Annotated in this window: 12 protein-coding genes and 1 tRNA gene; 7 read left to right on the plus strand and 6 right to left on the minus strand. The window is 75.3% G+C overall.

Features of this window, described 5'->3' with window-relative positions:
* Positions 1–116 precede the first annotated feature (116 nt).
* Positions 117–545, plus strand: a complete 429-nt coding sequence (locus tag CHC04_RS22160) for a protein-tyrosine phosphatase family protein (RefSeq protein WP_089406131.1) — start codon at positions 117–119, stop codon at positions 543–545.
* 140 nt (positions 546–685) lie between these two features.
* Here the strand turns inward: CHC04_RS22160 and ettA are convergent, their stop codons facing one another.
* Positions 686–2,356, minus strand: coding sequence for an energy-dependent translational throttle protein EttA (ettA, locus tag CHC04_RS22165; protein ID WP_089406132.1), 1,671 nt, complete (start codon positions 2,354–2,356; stop codon positions 686–688).
* 129 nt (positions 2,357–2,485) lie between these two features.
* Positions 2,486–3,073 carry a single-stranded DNA-binding protein gene (locus CHC04_RS22170; protein WP_089406133.1) on the minus strand — a complete coding sequence of 196 codons (588 nt, stop codon included), beginning with the start codon at positions 3,071–3,073 and terminating at the stop codon, positions 2,486–2,488.
* A gap of 191 nt (positions 3,074–3,264) precedes the next feature.
* On the opposite strand from CHC04_RS22170, the gene CHC04_RS22175 reads away from it, so the two are divergent.
* The 3 genes from CHC04_RS22175 to CHC04_RS22185 all read left to right on the plus strand — a co-directional run bounded on the left by CHC04_RS22175 (position 3,265) and on the right by CHC04_RS22185 (position 5,515).
* Positions 3,265–3,337, plus strand: a tRNA-Arg gene (locus CHC04_RS22175).
* Between the two features lie 120 nt (positions 3,338–3,457).
* Positions 3,458–4,660, plus strand: a complete 1,203-nt coding sequence (locus tag CHC04_RS22180; protein WP_089406134.1) for an alpha/beta hydrolase family protein — start codon at positions 3,458–3,460, stop codon at positions 4,658–4,660.
* A 159-nt stretch (positions 4,661–4,819) separates the two neighbouring features.
* Complete coding sequence (locus CHC04_RS22185; protein WP_089406135.1) at positions 4,820–5,515, plus strand: DUF4333 domain-containing protein; 696 nt, start codon at positions 4,820–4,822, stop codon at positions 5,513–5,515.
* A gap of 115 nt (positions 5,516–5,630) precedes the next feature.
* Here CHC04_RS22185 and CHC04_RS22190 read toward each other — a convergent pair whose 3' ends face one another.
* Entirely contained in the window at positions 5,631–6,674 is a 1,044-nt protein-coding gene (locus tag CHC04_RS22190; protein ID WP_089406136.1) for an LLM class flavin-dependent oxidoreductase, read from the minus strand.
* 133 nt (positions 6,675–6,807) lie between these two features.
* Here CHC04_RS22190 and CHC04_RS22195 point away from each other — a divergent pair, with 133 nt between their 5' ends.
* Positions 6,808–8,805, plus strand: a complete 1,998-nt coding sequence (locus CHC04_RS22195) for a putative bifunctional diguanylate cyclase/phosphodiesterase (RefSeq protein WP_281252269.1) — start codon at positions 6,808–6,810, stop codon at positions 8,803–8,805.
* 35 nt (positions 8,806–8,840) lie between these two features.
* Here CHC04_RS22195 and CHC04_RS22200 read toward each other — a convergent pair whose 3' ends face one another.
* From CHC04_RS22200 to CHC04_RS22210, 3 genes are read right to left on the minus strand one after another with little or no spacing between them, the layout of a single operon-like run.
* Positions 8,841–9,647, minus strand: coding sequence for an SGNH/GDSL hydrolase family protein (locus CHC04_RS22200; protein ID WP_089406137.1), 807 nt, complete (start codon positions 9,645–9,647; stop codon positions 8,841–8,843).
* A 43-nt stretch (positions 9,648–9,690) separates the two neighbouring features.
* Positions 9,691–10,605, minus strand: coding sequence for an NAD(+)/NADH kinase (locus tag CHC04_RS22205; RefSeq protein WP_089406138.1), 915 nt, complete (start codon positions 10,603–10,605; stop codon positions 9,691–9,693).
* Positions 10,606–12,027 carry a dihydrolipoyl dehydrogenase family protein gene (locus CHC04_RS22210; RefSeq protein ID WP_089406139.1) on the minus strand — a complete coding sequence of 474 codons (1,422 nt, stop codon included), beginning with the start codon at positions 12,025–12,027 and terminating at the stop codon, positions 10,606–10,608.
* 56 nt (positions 12,028–12,083) lie between these two features.
* Here CHC04_RS22210 and CHC04_RS22215 point away from each other — a divergent pair, with 56 nt between their 5' ends.
* Both CHC04_RS22215 and CHC04_RS22220 read left to right on the plus strand, forming a co-directional pair.
* A complete protein-coding gene (locus CHC04_RS22215) occupies positions 12,084–12,578 on the plus strand; it encodes a flavin reductase family protein (RefSeq protein ID WP_245817657.1) in 495 nt (164 codons plus the stop codon).
* 54 nt (positions 12,579–12,632) lie between these two features.
* Positions 12,633–15,236 carry a bifunctional FO biosynthesis protein CofGH gene (locus CHC04_RS22220; protein WP_089406141.1) on the plus strand — a complete coding sequence of 868 codons (2,604 nt, stop codon included), beginning with the start codon at positions 12,633–12,635 and terminating at the stop codon, positions 15,234–15,236.
* The last annotated feature ends 338 nt before the right edge of the window (positions 15,237–15,574 follow it).

The raw sequence follows: 15,574 nt of genomic DNA on the forward strand, positions 1-15,574 counted from the left end.
CGCGGTGTGTGCACACACCGCGTCCCGGGGCGCCCTCCGGCCGCGCTGCGTGCACATCCGGTGCTCGCGGCCCCGCGGGCGCCCGGGGAGGTGCACACCGCCCTACCGTCCTCGGCGTGGACGGGTGGGACGACGGCGCGCCGGGCGTCGTCGTGCTGCCCTCGGGGCGCCGGGTGCGCGGTCGCGGCCTGCGCGCGCCCCTGCCCGCCGGGCCGCTGCCGTCCTTCGGCGTCTACCTGCTGGGGCGGCCGCCCGCCGATCCGGGCTGGGACGCCCGCTGGGTGCGCTGGCCGGACTTCCGGCTGCCGGCCGACCCCGGCGCGCTGCGCGCCGCGCTGGGCGAGGCGTGGGAGCGGTCGGCGAGTGAACGCGTGGAGGTCGCCTGCGGTGGCGGGACGGGGCGGACCGGGACGGCGCTGGCGTGCCTGGCCGTCCTCGACGGCGTGCCGGCCGGCGAGGCCGTGGCGTTCGTCCGCCGCGTGTACCGGCCCCGCGCGGTCGAGACGCGCCGCCAGGCCCGCTTCGTCGCCGCCTTCGGCGGGTGAGACGCCGTCGCCGCCGTCGGCGGCTGAGCACGTCGTCGCCGCCTTCGGCGGGTGAGACGCCGACGGCCGGCCGGAGCACATGGCTCCGGCCGGCCGTGGTGAGGTGCTGGACCGGCCCCGGTGCAGGGCCCGGTCCTGTGCTAGTCGCGGGTGAGCTTGCGGTAGGTGGCCCGGTGCGGACGCGCCGCCTCGGGGCCCAGCCGCTGCACCTTGTTCTTCTCGTAGTCGGCGAAGTTGCCCTCGAACCAGAACCACTTCGAGTCGCCCTCGTAGGCGAGGATGTGGGTGGCCACGCGGTCGAGGAACCACCGGTCGTGGCTGACGACCACGGCGCAGCCGGGGAACTCCAGCAGCGCCGACTCGAGGCTGGTGAGCGTCTCGACGTCGAGGTCGTTGGTGGGCTCGTCGAGCAGCAGCAGGTTGCCGCCCTGCTTGAGGGTGAGCGCCAGGTTCAGCCGGTTGCGCTCACCGCCGGACAGCACGCCGGCCGGCTTCTGCTGGTCGGGGCCCTTGAACCCGAACGCCGCGACGTAGGCCCGCGAGGGCATCTCGACGTTCCCGACCTTGATGTGGTCCAGGCCGTCGGAGACGACCTCCCACAGCGTCTTCTTGGGGTCGATGCCGCTGCGGGTCTGCTCGACGTAGGAGATCTTGACCGTCTCGCCGACCTTGATCTCGCCGTCGTCGGGCTTCTCCTCGCCGACGAGCATCTTGAACAGCGTGGTCTTGCCCGCGCCGTTGGGGCCGACGACGCCGACGATGCCGTTGCGGGGCAGCGTGAAGGACAGGTCGTCGATGAGGATCCGGTCGCCGAAGCCCTTGGTGAGGTCGTGGCTCTCGACGACGACGTTGCCCAGCCGCGGGCCCGGCGGGATCTGGATCTCCTCGAAGTCCAGCTTGCGGTACTTGTCGGCCTCCGCGGCCATCTCCTCGTAGCGGGCCAGGCGGGCCTTGCTCTTCGCCTGCCGCGCCTTCGCGCCGGAGCGCACCCACTCCAGCTCCTCGGCCAGCCGCTTCTGCCGCTTGGCGTCCTTGGCGCCCTCGACCTTGAGGCGGGTGGCCTTGGTCTCCAGGTAGGTGGAGTAGTTGCCCTCGTAGGGGTAGGCCCGGCCGCGGTCGAGCTCGAGGATCCACTGGGCGACGTTGTCGAGGAAGTACCGGTCGTGGGTGACCGCGACGACGGTGCCGGCGTACTTCTCCAGGTGCTGCTCGAGCCAGGCCACGCTCTCGGCGTCGAGGTGGTTGGTGGGCTCGTCGAGCAGCAGCAGGTCCGGCGCCTCCAGCAGCAGCTTGCACAGCGCCACGCGGCGGCGCTCACCGCCGGAGAGGACGGTGACGTCGGCGTCGCCGGGCGGGCAGCGCAGCGCGTCCATGGCCTGCTCGATGCGGGCGTCGAGCTCCCAGCCGTCGTGCTGCTCGATGACCTCCATCAGCTCGCCCTGCTCGCCCAGCAGCGCGTCGAAGTCGGCGTCGGGCTCGCCCATCGCCGCGCTGACCTCCTCGAAGCGGGTCAGCGCGTCGCGCAGCGGCTTGACCGCCTCCTCGACGTTGCCGCGCACGTCGAGCTCCTCGTTGAGCGGCGGCTCCTGCTGAAGCATGCCGACCGTGGCGTCCGGGGCCAGGACGGTGTCGCCGTTCGACGCCGTCTCGAGGCCGGCCATGATCCTCAGGACGGTCGACTTGCCGGCGCCGTTGGGCCCGACCACGCCGATCTTGGCGCCGGGCAGGAAGGACAGGGTGACGTCGTCCAGGATCACCTTGTCGCCGTGCGCCTTGCGGGCACGGACCATGGAGTAGATGTACTGAGCCACTGGGCGTTCGAGCCTTCCGTCGGTGCGGTGTCGATGCACTGCGTCGATGCGCAGGGAGGGGCGGGCCGGTGACGTCCACCGGCCCGCCCCCGTGCGTTCTCGGTCCCGATCCTCCCAGTCCGCGGGCGGCTAGTGCAGTGCCGGTTCCGGCAGTGCGCCCAGCTCCTCGTCGAGGTCTCCGCCGAGGTCTCCGCCGAGGTCCCCGTCGAGGTCTCGGTCGAGGGCGGGGCCGGCCGCGGAGGTGTCGGGATCCACGACGTACAACGGCTCGACGGCCCCGGGATAGTCCCGGGCCGGGAGGGTCGTCCCGTCCGGGACCGGCTCGTGCTGCGGCGCGGGGTCCTGGGCGGCCGTCGCCGCGCGCTGGGTGCGGAGGAACTCCGCCGTCCCCCGGGCGAGGTTGGGCCCCACGGCGGCGGCGCGGACGACCGGCCGGCTGCGGCGGCCGGTCTCGGAGTCCCACTCGCGGGTGCGGATGGTGCCCACGACGACGACCGGGTCGCCCTTGCTGAGGCTGTGCGAGACGTTGCCGCCCAGCTCGTTCCAGCACTCGACGTCGACGAAGAACGTCGCCCCGTCGACGAAGCCCTGGACCGTGCTGTCGTAGCGGCGCTCGGTGGAGGCGACGCGGAAGTTGGTGACGCTGCCGTTCTGCGTGCGGACGCGGCTGGGTGAGGTGACGACGTTGCCCGTCACGGTGATCTCTGTGGCGCTCACGGTGCTCCTCGGGTCGGTGCGGCCGGCACGGTGCCGGTCCGCGGCGACCCTCGCCCTGCCGCGACCCCGGGGAGGCACGTCCGCGCGGCCTGTGGAGGGGCCCGGCCCCTGTGGACGCGCCCGTGCCCGCACGTCACCCCTCCGTGCCGCGGCGGCACCCGGGGCGCGGGAGGTGTCATCATCGGCCGAGAGCGCCCGTAGCTCAGCGGATAGAGCAGGTGCCTTCTAAGCACTTGGTCGCAGGTTCGATCCCTGCCGGGCGCGCTCGACCGGACGGCGGGCACCCGCGGCCGTCCGCCGGCGCGGCGGAGCCCCTCCCCCCTTTCCTCACGGCTCTGCCTCCGCCACCGTGGACGAGGTCGGCTCCCCTCGCAGGAGGTCGCGGTGGCACACAGCTTCTTCACCACCGAGCAGTTCGACTTCGCGTTCCAGTGCGCGCTCGGCGGGGTCGTGTCCGGCTGCGGGGACGTCGGCGAGATGCTGTCGACCGCCGACCGGATCCGCGACGGTGACGCGGCCGGCTGGTGCACGGAGTGGACCGCCACCGCCGACCGCGTCGAGGCCGTCGCCGACGGCTGCGCGGCCGCCGGCCACCCGGTGAGTGCGCGGTCGGCGTACCTGCGGGCGAGCGCCTACCACGCCCTCGCACTCTCGGCGGTGGACGGCACACCCGATCCCGACGCGCTGCTGCTGCCCACGTTCCGGGCGCACCGGCGGTGCTTCGCCGCCCACGCCGCGCTGCTGGACCCGCCCGCCGAGACCGTCGAGATCCCCTACGCGGACGCTCCCCTGCCCGGCTGGTTCTTCACGCCGCCCGGCGGCGGGCGGCGACCGACGCTGGTGCTCAACAACGGCAGCGACGGGCCGGTCACCAGCCTCTGGCCGTCGCTGGGCGCCGGCGCGGTGGCCCGTGGCTACAACGTGCTGGTCTTCGACGGGCCGGGGCAGCAGTCGATGCTCTTCGAGCGGCACGTGCCCTTCCGGCACGACTGGGAGGCCGTCATCACGCCGGTCGTCGACTTCCTCACCGCGCGCCCGGACGTCGACGCCGGCCGCATCGCGCTCTACGGCATCAGCCAGGGCGGCTACTGGGTACCGCGCGCGCTGGCCTTCGAGCACCGGATCGCCGCCGGCATCGCCGATCCCGGCGTGTACGACGTGTTCGCGCCGTGGTGGGCGGCGCTGCCGCCACCGCTGCGGGACTGCCTCGACGCGGGCGACCGCGAGACGTTCGACCGGTCCATGGAGGAGGGGCTGCGTCAGGCCCCGGCGGCCGAGCAGCGGGACTTCGCGTGGCGGGCCAAGCCCTACGGCCTGACGTCGCCCTTCGACGTGTTCACCGCCGCCCGCCGGTACACCCTCGACGGCGTCGTCGGCTCCATCACCGCCCCCGTGCTGGTCACCGACCCGGAGGGCGAGCAGTTCTGGCCCGGACAGTCCCAGCGGCTCCACGACGCGCTGCCCGGCCCGAAGCGGCTGGTCCGGTTCACCGCGGCCGAGGGCGCCGACCGGCACTGCGAGCCGATGGCGCGCGCGCTGCTGGAGCAGCGGGTGCTCGACTGGCTCGACGAGACCCTGGCCCGCTGACGGCAGCACACCCACCCGAGCGCGGGGGCGGCGTCCTGACCTCGACGCCAGCGACACCAGTGGCCGCTTGCAAGTGACGTCGAAGCGATCCGCAAGCGGCAGGCGGCACGGTGCTCACGAGCACCCGGGACGGACCCGGGACCGATCGAGGAGCCCGCCATGACCCAGGTCCACAACGCCGGCCAGCCCCACGGCACCGGCCCGTACGCGCCGCCGGCCTTCCCCGCCCCCGGCGCCCCGAACGGCTACGGCGCCCCCAACGGGTACGGCGCCCCGAACGGCTTCGGCGCCCCCGCCGGCTTCGGTCAGCCGCCCGCCCCGCCGAAGAAGCGCACCGGCGCGATCATCGGCAGCATCCTCGCCGCCCTCGTGGTCGCCGGCCTCGGCGTCGGCGCCTTCTTCCTCTTCAGCGGCTCGGTCCTCGACACCGCCGAGGCCGAGCGCCAGATCGTCGCCCTCACCGAGGAGCAGGCCGGCGTCACCGTCACCGACGTCAGCTGCCCCGAGGACGTCGAGCTCGCCGCCGGCACCGTGAGCACCTGCACCGCGCAGGTGGAGGGCCAGGAGGTCACCTACACCGTCGAGCAGACCGACGACGAGGGCAACGTGACCATCTCCAGCGACGCCGTCTTCGTGCAGGTGACCGACGTCGAGGCCTCGCTGACCGAGCAGTTCACCGCCAGCACCGGCCTGGACGTGGAGTCCTCCTGCGACGCCGGTGACCGCAGCGTCCTGGTGGCCTCCGACGGCCTGCAGGTGCCCTGCGTGGTCAGCGCGGTCGGTGACCCGACCGACTCCGCCGACGTCACCGCCACCATCGACGCCGAGGGCAACGTCTCCTTCGAGGCCGTCTGACGAAGGACCCCTCTGCCCCCGCAGAGGGCCGCCCCACACGAGTGGCCCAGGACCGCACCGGTCCTGGGCCACTCGCTACCGGCCTGGGCGCCGGGCTCCTGCGGGAGCCCGGCGCTCAGCGCTGTCCGGCCGGCACCCAGCCGATCGCCGGCGCCACGTACCGGACGACGTTCTCCAGCAGCGTGGCGTTGTACTCGACGCCGAGCATGTTCGGCACGGTCAGCAGCAGGGTGTCGGCCTCGCGGACGGCGGCGTCCTTGGCCAGCTCCTCGGCCAGCCGGTCGGGTTCGCCGACGTAGCTCTTGCCGAACCGGGCGCGCACGCCCTCGAGCAGACCCACCTGGTCCTCGCCGGAGCGGTCCCCGAAGTAGGCGCGGTCGAGGTCGGACACGACCGGGACCACGCTGCGGCTGACCGACACCCGCGGCTCGCGGTCCCAGCCGGCCGCGGCCCAGGCGGCGCGGTAGCGCTCGATCTGCTCGGCCTGCAGCTCGTCGAAGGGCACGCCGGTGTCCTCGACCAGCAGCGTCGAGCTCATGAGGTTCAGCCCCTGCTCGGCGGTCCGGACGGCGGTGGCGCGGGTACCCGACCCCCACCAGATCCGGTCGGCCAGGCCCGGCGACTGCGGCTGCACCGCGAGCCGGGCGGGCGTCCCGCCGGTCATCGCGGGGTCGGCGTCGACGACGGCCGCCCCGCGCACGGCGGCGAGGAACAGCGCCGTCTTCTCCCGGGCCAGGTCGGCGTCGGTCGTCCCGGGGGGCGGCACGTAGCCGAAGGCCTCCGAGCCGCGCAGCGCCGTCTCGGGTGACCCGCGGCTGATGCCGAGCTGCAGGCGACCGCCGCTGAGCAGGTCGGTCGCCGCCGCCTCCTCGGCCATGTACAGCGGGTTCTCGTAGCGCATGTCGACGACGCCGGTGCCCACCTCGATGCGCGAGGTCCGCGCGGCCATGGCCGACAGCAGCGGGAACGGCGAGGCCAGCTGCCGGGCGAAGTGGTGCACGCGGACGAAGGCGCCGTCGAGGCCGAGCTCCTCGGCGGCGACGGCCAGCTCCACCGACTGCACCAGCGCGTCGCGCGCGGTGCGCACCCGCGACCCGGCGATGGGCTGCCAGTGACCGAAGGAGAGGAACCCGATGCGCTTGTCCGTGCCGGCCGTCATGGACCACACCAGCGCGCCGGACGGGGCGGGTGTTCCCGGTGGGACGGCGCCGTCACCAGGTGTGACCGGGTGACCACGACATTCCGGGTGCCGGTTCCGCGGTTCCGGCGGCGGTGTCGGCCACCCTGTCGAGGTGACTCTCAGCGCCTCCCACGCGCCGCGGCCCGGGGCCGGCCAGCCCGCCGGGCGCGCGCAGGCACCGGCGGGGACGAGGCTGCGGGCCATCGACACGCTGCTGGCCGACCGCGGCCAGATGTTCCGCGCCCTGTTCCTCTCCTCCCCCGTCCCGCAGGCCCTCGTCGACCTCGACGGCCACCTGCTCGTGGTCAACGACGCGCTGTGCGCGCTGGCCGGGCGCGGCATGGACGACATGGTCGGCCGGCACGTCGACCTGCTCGCCCACCCCGACGACGCCCCCCTGTCCGACGGTGCCTCCGGTGAGCAGGCCGGCGTCGACGGGGACCTCGACCCGTGGCTGCGCCGGGACGGCGAGCGCCGGCTGCGCCGCGCCGACGGCAGCGAGCTGTGGGTGCAGCAGTCCCACGACGTCGTCCACCGCAGCACCGGCGAGCCGCAGTTCGCCGTCCTGTCGCTGGTCGACGTCACCGACCGTCGCCGCGCCGAGGAGGACCTGGTCCGCCGGGCGTTCACCGACCCGCTCACCGGGCTGCCGAACCGCCGGGCGCTGACCGACCGGCTCGCCCACGCCCTCGCGCTCTCGCGCCGTCGCGGGCTGCAGGTGGGTCTGGTGCACCTCGACCTCGACCGGTTCCAGGCGGTCAACGACACCCTGGGCACCGAGGCCGGTGACCAGCTGCTCAGCCAGGTCGCCGACCGGCTGCGGTGGAGCACCCGGGTCGAGGACACCGCGGTGCGGCTGGGCGCCGACGAGTTCCTCATCCTCGCCGAGGACGTCGAGGACCTCGACGGGCTGCGCGCCCTGGCCGACCGGCTGCTCTCCGTCCTCGACGACCCCTTCCAGCTCGGCGGCCGCGAGATCGTGCTGTCGGCCAGCGTGGGGCTCACCCTCGGGTCCGACGTGGGCCCCGACGAGCTGCTCAAGCGGGCCCACAGCGCGCTGGCCCGCGCCAAGCGCGACGGCAGCCGGGCGCGCATCGAGGTGCACGACGGCGGCCTGACCGACGACGAGGTCGACCTGCTGCAGCTGGAGACCGACCTGCGCCGGGCGCTGGACGCCGACGAGCTGCGGCTCTTCTACCAGCCCATCGTGTCCCTCACCGACGAGACGCTGCTGGGCTACGAGGCGCTCATCCGGTGGCAGCACCCCACCCGCGGGCTGCTCCCGCCGGGCGCCTTCCTCGACGCCGCCGAGAACAACCGGCTCACCTCCCGGCTGGGCGCGTGGGTGCTCCGCCGCGCCTGCGACGACGCGGCCGGCTGGCCGGCCGGGCTGCGGGTGCACGTCAACGTCTCGGCCCGCCACCTGGCCGAGGAGGGCTTCAGCGACCTGGTCGCCGCCGCGCTCGACGAGTCCGGCCTGCCCGCCGAGCGGCTGGAGCTGGAGATCACCGAGTCGACGGCGCTGTTCGCCGCCGAGGCCACGCTGCAGGCCGTGCAGGAGGTCACCGCCCGCGGGGTGACCCTGGCGCTCGACGACTTCGGCACCGGCTACTCGGCGATCACCGCGCTGCACCGGCTGCCCATCCACACCGTCAAGATCGACCGCTCGTTCGTCGCGGGGGTCGTCCGCGAGCCGTCGTCGGCGGCGCTGGTGCAGGGGCTGCTGCAGCTCGGCCAGGGCATGGGGCTGCAGGTGATCGCCGAGGGCATCGAGGACCTCGAGCAGGCCGAGTGGCTGCGCCGGCACGGGTGCGCCATGGCCCAGGGCTACGCCTTCGGCCGGCCCGCGCCGCTGCCCAGCCGGGCCGACACCACCGCCACCGAGGCGCTGGTCGAGCGGGCCGCCGAGGAGGCCGCGGCGGTGCTCGAGGCGGTCACCGGCGAACTGGAGGCCGTCGTCGACGAGCTGCCGGTGGCCGGCGGCGACGGGACGGACCTGCTGCCCCTCGACGACGACGAGCGCCCGCTGCCGCCGCGCCCGTTCCTCGTGGTGGTCGAGGACCTGCCCGACGAGACGCCCGACGACGACGGGCAGACCCCCCGCCCCTGACCCGTGCACTTCCGCGGAAGTGCACGGTCAGGGCGCTACGGGCGGGGCAGCGCCAGCGGCACCGGCCGCTTGGGGGCCCGCCCGTCACCGGAGGACCGGCCGCGCAGCCGACGGGCGATCCACGGGGCGACGAAGCCGCGCACCCAGGCGGCCTCCTCGGCCAGCGCCGCCCGCAGCGCCCGCGGCGGCGCGGGCGGCAGCGGGGTGCGCCAGTCGCCGGCACCGTCGGCAGGGACCGGGACGCCGAGCGCCGCGGCGGCGGCCAGCGCGGTGCGGCGGTGCCCCTCGGCGGTGAGGTGGATCCGGTCGCTGTCCCACAGCCGCCAGTCCAGCAGCCAGTCCGCGCCCCACTGGTCGAGGACGACGGCGCCGTGCCGAGCCGCGATCGACCACAGCGAGGCGTTGAAGACCGCCACCCGGCCGCGGGTGCGGCGGATGATCGGCGTCAGCCGCGGGTCGACGCCGGTGGCCAGCAGCACGTCGGCGCCGTCGGCGCGGAAGCCGGCCACCGCCTCCTCCAGCGCGGCGGCCAGCCGGTCGGGGTCGGCGCCGGGGCGGAGCAGGTCGTTGCCGCCGGCGACCAGGCTGACCAGGTCCGGCCGGGCGGCCCGCGCGACGGGCACCTGCTCGGCGAGCACCTGCGGCAGCAGCCGGCCGCGGACGGCGAGGTTGGCGTACTCCAGGTCGACGCCGGGCTGCGTGGCCGCCAGGTGCCCGGCGAGCCGGTCGGCCCAGCCGCGGTACTCGCCGGGACGGTCCGGGTCGGGGTCGCTGAGCCCCTCGGTGAAGGAGTCGCCGAGGGCGACGTAGCGGCGCCAGGAGGTGCGGGTCGGGGCGGGCACGGACCCACTGCAGCACGCGAGGCGGGCGCGCGGAGCACCGGGGTCAGGCCGGCGGCGGGTCCTCCTGCAGCCGCTCCTGCAGCTCGGGCGGCAGGAACTCCAGCAGCTCGCCGGGCAGGAACGGCAGGTCGAGCAGCGACAGCTTGGCCCGGCTGCGCGCCGCCGAGCGCGAGCCCTCGATGCGGACCAGCTGCCCGGCGCCGGGCCGGTAGGTGACGACGACGGCGTCGCCCGGTGCCAGCCGCGGCCCGAGGACGCCGTCGAGCTCGATGGCCGGGGAGCCGCTGCTGATGGTGAGCGCCAGGGTCTCGCGGGGGCCGAGCAACACCGTGCGCGAGATGCCCTGCGCGGGCGCGGCCGGGGTGAGCAGGATGCACTCGACCTCGGGGCTGACGACCGGGCCGCCGGCGGCGTAGTTGTAGGCGGTCGAGCCCTGCGCGGTCGCCACGATCACCGCGTCGCAGCGCACGTGGGCGTAGCGCATGCCGCCCACCGCCAGGTCGGCGGTGACCATCCCCTCCCCCGGGACGCGGGCCAGCACGGCGTCGTTGAACGCCGGCCACTCGTGCTCGCCGTGCTGCACCACCAGGCAGCCGCGGGACTCGGTGTGCACCCGGCCCTCGGCCATCGCGGCCAGCGCCTCGCCGAGCTCGCGGCCCTCGACCTCGGCGAGGAACCCGAGGTGGCCGAGGTTGACGCCGAGCACGGGCACCGGCCGGGCGCTGACCAGCCGCATCGCGCCGAGGATGGTGCCGTCGCCGCCGAGGGCGATGATCCCGTCGGCGGTGCCGGCCAGCTCCTCCGGCGTCACCGCGCTCACGCCGGTCAGGCCCAGCCGCTCGACGTCGGCCCGGTCGGCGAGCAGCTCGACGTCGGTGCCGGCGGTCCACGCGGTGACCTGCCCGACGGCGGCCGAGGAGTCCCTGGTCGGGTGCAGGACCAGGCCGAGGCGGGCCACTCAGCCGCGCCAGGTCTCGAGCAGCCGCAGCCAGACCTCGCTGACCGTGGGGTAGGCCGGGACCGCGTGCCACAGGCGGCCGATCGGTACCTCCCCGACGACGGCGACCGTCGCCGCGTGCAGCAGCTCGGCGACCGCCGGGCCCACGAAGGTCACCCCGAGCAGCACCTCCCGTTCGGGGTCGACGACGGCGACGGCCGTCCCCTCGTAGCCGTCGGCGAACAGCTCGGCGCCGGCCACCGACCCGATCGGGTACTCGACGACGCGGTGCGGCAGGCCGGCGTCGCGCGCCTGGGCGCTGGTCAGGCCGACGGAGGCCACCTGCGGGTCGGTGAAGACCACCGAGGGGGTGGCGGCGTGGTCGGCGGTGGCGGTGTGCGGTGACCAGTCCCCGGCGCGCACCTCCTCGCCGCGGGCGCGGGCGACGATCGCGGCGCCGGCCTGGCGGGCCTGGTACTTGCCCATGTGGGTGAGCAGCTGCCGGCCGTTGACGTCGCCGACGCCGTAGAGCCACGGCACCCCGCGCACCTGCAGGGTGTCGTCGACGTCGAGGTACTCGCCGGGCTCGAGGCCGACCGTCTCCACCCCGATGCCGGTGGTTCGGGCGCGCCGGCCGGTGGCCAGCAGCACCTCCTCGCCGCGCACCTCCTGGTCGGCGGCGGTGAGCACCACCTCGTCGCCGTCGCGGCGGGCGGCGGTCACGTCGACGTCGAGGCGGACGTCGACGCCGCGGTCGCGCAGCGAGGCCAGCACCGCGTCGCTCGCCTGCGGCTCGGCCTCGGGCAGCAGCCGCGGCATGCGCTGCACCAGCGTCACCCGCGACCCCAGGGCGTGCCACGCGAAGGACAGCTCGCAGCCGACGTAGCCGCCGCCGAGGACCACCAGGCTCCGCGGCGGCGTCTTGGCCCCGGTGGCCTCGCGCGGGGTCCACGGCCGGACGTCGGCCAGGCCCGCCACCGGCGGCACCATCGCCTCCGACCCGGTGCAGACGGCGACGGCGTGCCGGGCGGTCAGCCGAGTCCCGCCGCCGTCGGGGCCGGTGACGACGACGGAGCGCTCGCCGTCGAGCCGGGCGGTGCCGCGCAGCAGGTCGATGCCGGCGCCCTCCACCCAGGCGACCTGGTCGGAGTCGTCCCAGTGGTGGGCGAAGGTGTCCCGCCGCTCGAGGGTCGCGGTGACGTCCAGCTCCCCGGTGACCGCGGCGGCCGCGCCGGAGACCGCCCGCACCTCGTCGAGCGCCTCGGTGCCGCGGATGAGCGCCTTGCTGGGCATGCACGCGTAGTAGGAGCACTCGCCGCCGACGAGGTGCTCCTCGACCAGCACCGCGGACAGCCCGCCCCGGACGACGGTGTCGGCGACGTTCTCCCCGGTCGAGCCCGCTCCCAGCACGACGACGTCGTAGGTCCCGTCTGCGCTGCTCACCGGGCCATCCTGGCGGGTGTGGTCGACTGGCCGCCATGCCTCCAGGAGCAGGGCCCGTGTCGCCGTCCGACTTCGCCACGGCCCTGCGCCAGTACCCGGCCGGGGTGGCGCTGCTGACGGTCCGCGACGACATCGACGACGTCGGCACGACGGTGACCTCGGTGACCAGCGTGTCGGCCGACCCGCCACTGGTCGCCGTCGGGCTGGCAGCCGACGGCTACCCCGCCGAGGTGCTCGAGGCGGTCGGCACCTGCGCGCTGACCGTGCTCGCCGCCGGGCAGGCGATCCTCGCCAGCCGGTTCTCCTCCGCCGGGCGGCCCTCGGCGCGGCACCTGCTGGAGTCGGTGCCGTGGTCGCGGGCGCCCGGCAGCGGCGCGATCGTCCTGGACGGCGGCGTCGTCGCGCTGGACTGCCGGCTCGACCGCCTGGTGCCGGCCGGTGACCACGTGCTGGCGCTGCTCGCCGTCGAGGCGGTGCCGGTGCTGCACGACGGCGCCGCTCCCCTGCTGCGGCTGCGCGGCCGCTACGTCGACACCCCTAGCGGCCATTAGCGCGACAAAGGCACCGGTCCCGTGCAGGTGGGACGAGGGATAGCGTGCGGGGCGATGAGCGAGCCGCAGACCCCCGTGCCGTCCGCGCTGCGGCGTGCGCTCGCGCGCGCCGAGCGGGGCGTGACCCTCGACGCCGGTGAGGCGGAGACCCTGCTCTCGGCCCGCGGGCTGGCCGAGGGCGAACCGCTGGACCGGCTGCTCACCGCCGCCTCCCGGGTGCGTGACGCCGGGCTGGCCTCGGCCGGGCGCCCCGGCGTGGTCACCTACAGCCGCAAGGTCTTCATCCCGCTCACCCACCTGTGCCGCGACCGCTGCCACTACTGCACGTTCGTCACCACCCCGGGCCAGCTGCGCCGCGAGGGGAGGGCGCCCTACCTCTCCCCCGACGAGGTGCTCCGGATCGCCCGCGACGGCGCCGCGCTGGGCTGCAAGGAGGCGCTGTTCACCCTCGGCGACCGCCCCGAGGAGCGCTGGCCGGTGGCCCGCGAGTGGCTGGAGGCGCACGGCTTCGACTCCACCCTGGCCTACCTGCGGGCCATGGCGATCCGGGTGCTGGAGGAGACCGGGCTGCTGCCGCACCTCAACCCCGGCGTGCTGACCTGGGAGGAGGTCCAGCGGCTCAAGCCGGTGTCGGCGTCGATGGGGATGATGCTCGAGACCACGGCGACCCGGCTGTGGTCCGAGCGCGGCGGCCCGCACTTCGGCAGCCCCGACAAGGAGCCCGCCGTGCGGCTGCGAGTGCTGGAGGACGCCGGCCGCTCCGCCGTCCCGTTCACCACCGGCGTGCTGCTCGGCATCGGCGAGACGCCGGCCGAGCGGGTCGACGCCGTCCTGGCGATCCGCGCCGCCCACCAGCGGCACGGGCACGTGCAGGAGGTCATCGTCCAGAACTTCCGCGCCAAGCCGCGCACCGCGATGGCCGCCCACGACGACCTCGCGCTGCAGGAGTACGTGGCCGCCGTCGCCGTCACCCGGCTGCTGCTCGGCCCGGCCGCGCGGGTGCAGGCGCCGCCGAACCTGTCCGACTCCACCGAGCTCGGGCTGCTGCTGCGCGCCGGCGTCGACGACTGGGGCGGGGTCTCCCCGCTCACGCCCGACCACGTCAACCCCGAGCGCCCCTGGCCCAACACCGACAAGCTGGCCGCGCTGACCGCCGAGGGCGGGTTCACCCTGCGCGAGCGGCTGGCCGCCCAGCCGCGGTACGTGCTCGAGCCCGAGCCGTGGCTGGACCCGCGGGTGCGCCCGCACGTGGCCGCCCTCGCCGGACCCGACGGGCTCGCCGTCGAGGGCCGGGTCCCGGCCGGGCTGCCGTGGCAGGAGCCCGACGAGGCGTGGGTGTCCTCGGGGCGCACCGACCTGCACGTCGAGGTGGACACCGTCGGGCGCACCGGCGACCGGCGCAGCGACTTCGACGCCGTCTACGGGGACTGGGCCGACCTGCGTGCGCGCACCGAGCGGGCCCGCGACGGCTCCTCCACCGCGCTGGCCGCCGGTGACCCCGAGGTGGCCGCCGCGCTGCGCGCCGCCGAGCGCGACCCCGCGGGCCTCACCGACGCGCAGTACCTCGCGCTGCTCGGCGCCGACGGTCCCGATCTCGAGGCGCTCGCCGCGCTGGCCGACGACGTCCGCCGCGACACCGTCGGCGACGACGTCACCTACGTCGTCAACCGGAACGTCAACTTCACCAACGTCTGCTACACCGGTTGCCGGTTCTGCGCGTTCGCCCAGCGCCGGACGGACGCCGACGCCTACACGCTGTCGCTGGCCGAGGTCGGCGACCGGGTCGACCGCGCGTGGGCGGCGGGTGCGACGGAGATCTGCATGCAGGGCGGCATCCACCCCGACCTGCCCGGCTCGGCCTACCTCGACCTGATCGGCGAGGTGAAGCGCCGGCAGCCGGACATCCACCTGCACGCGTTCAGCCCCATGGAGATCGTCAACGCCGCCGCCCGCACAGGGCTGTCGTTCGAGGACTTCCTCGTCGCGGCGCGGGAGGCCGGGCTCGACTCGGTGCCGGGCACGGCGGCGGAGATCCTCGACGACGACGTCCGCTGGGTGCTGACGAAGGGCAAGCTGCCCGCCGCCACCTGGCTGGAGATCATCGGCACCGCGCACCGGGTGGGCCTGCCGACGACGTCGACGATGATGTACGGCCACGTCGACACCCCCGCGCACTGGGTCGCACACCTGCGCACCCTCGCCCGGCAGCAGGACGAGACCGGCGGCTTCACGGAGTTCGTGCTGCTGCCCTTCGTGCACCACAACGCGCCGATCTACCTCGCGGGCGTCGCCCGGCCCGGGCCCACCGTGCGGGAGAACCGGGCGGTGCACGCCGTTGCCCGGCTGCTGCTGCACGGGCGCATCCCGAACGTCCAGACGTCGTGGGTCAAGCTCGGCGAGGCCGGCACGCGGGCGGTGCTGCAGGGCGGGGCCAACGACCTCGGCGGCACGCTGATGGAGGAGACGATCAGCCGGATGGCCGGCAGCGAGAACGGCTCGCTGAAGACCATCGCCGAGCTGGAGGCCATCGCCGCGGCGGTCGGCCGGCCCGCCCGCCAGCGCACCACCGACTACGGCATGCCCTCGGCCGAGCGCCTCGCCACCGCGCGCTCCGACGCCGGCCGCCGCGCGCTGACGTTGTCCATCACCCCGGTCTGAACCCGGCGGGAGCAGGGATCGCGCGACGGCTCCTCTCGCCTGCATCGCTCCTGCTCCGAGCGGCTCCATCTGCGTCGTCGCGCCACCGGAGCGGCGGCGCGGTGGAGCCATACCGTCAGCGCCTGGCCGGACGACCGGTGAGTCGCGTCGGGTGTCGGCCCGTAGGCGGAGCTCGAGGACACGACCTCGGAGGCGGGCTCAGGGAAACCTGCACGCCCTGCGGGATGCCTCCGTCTCCTCCGGCCGTGATCCCCGCGGGATCGTGGCTGTGGAGCCGCGGGACCGTGGCCGTGCGCGGCACCCGAACGTGAGGAGTCCGGTGACATCGCGTTGACGCC

This window comes from Geodermatophilus saharensis, from assembly GCF_900188205.1.
Lineage (GTDB): Bacteria > Actinomycetota > Actinomycetes > Mycobacteriales > Geodermatophilaceae > Geodermatophilus > Geodermatophilus saharensis.

Coding starts and splice junctions, on each gene's coding strand:
- CHC04_RS22185 (WP_089406135.1), top strand. CDS start 4,820: ATGACCCAGGTCCACAACGCCGGCCAGCCCCACGGCACCGGCCCGTAC.
- CHC04_RS22190 (WP_089406136.1), bottom strand. CDS start 6,674: ATGACGGCCGGCACGGACAAGCGCATCGGGTTCCTCTCCTTCGGTCAC.
- CHC04_RS22220 (WP_089406141.1), top strand. CDS start 12,633: ATGAGCGAGCCGCAGACCCCCGTGCCGTCCGCGCTGCGGCGTGCGCTC.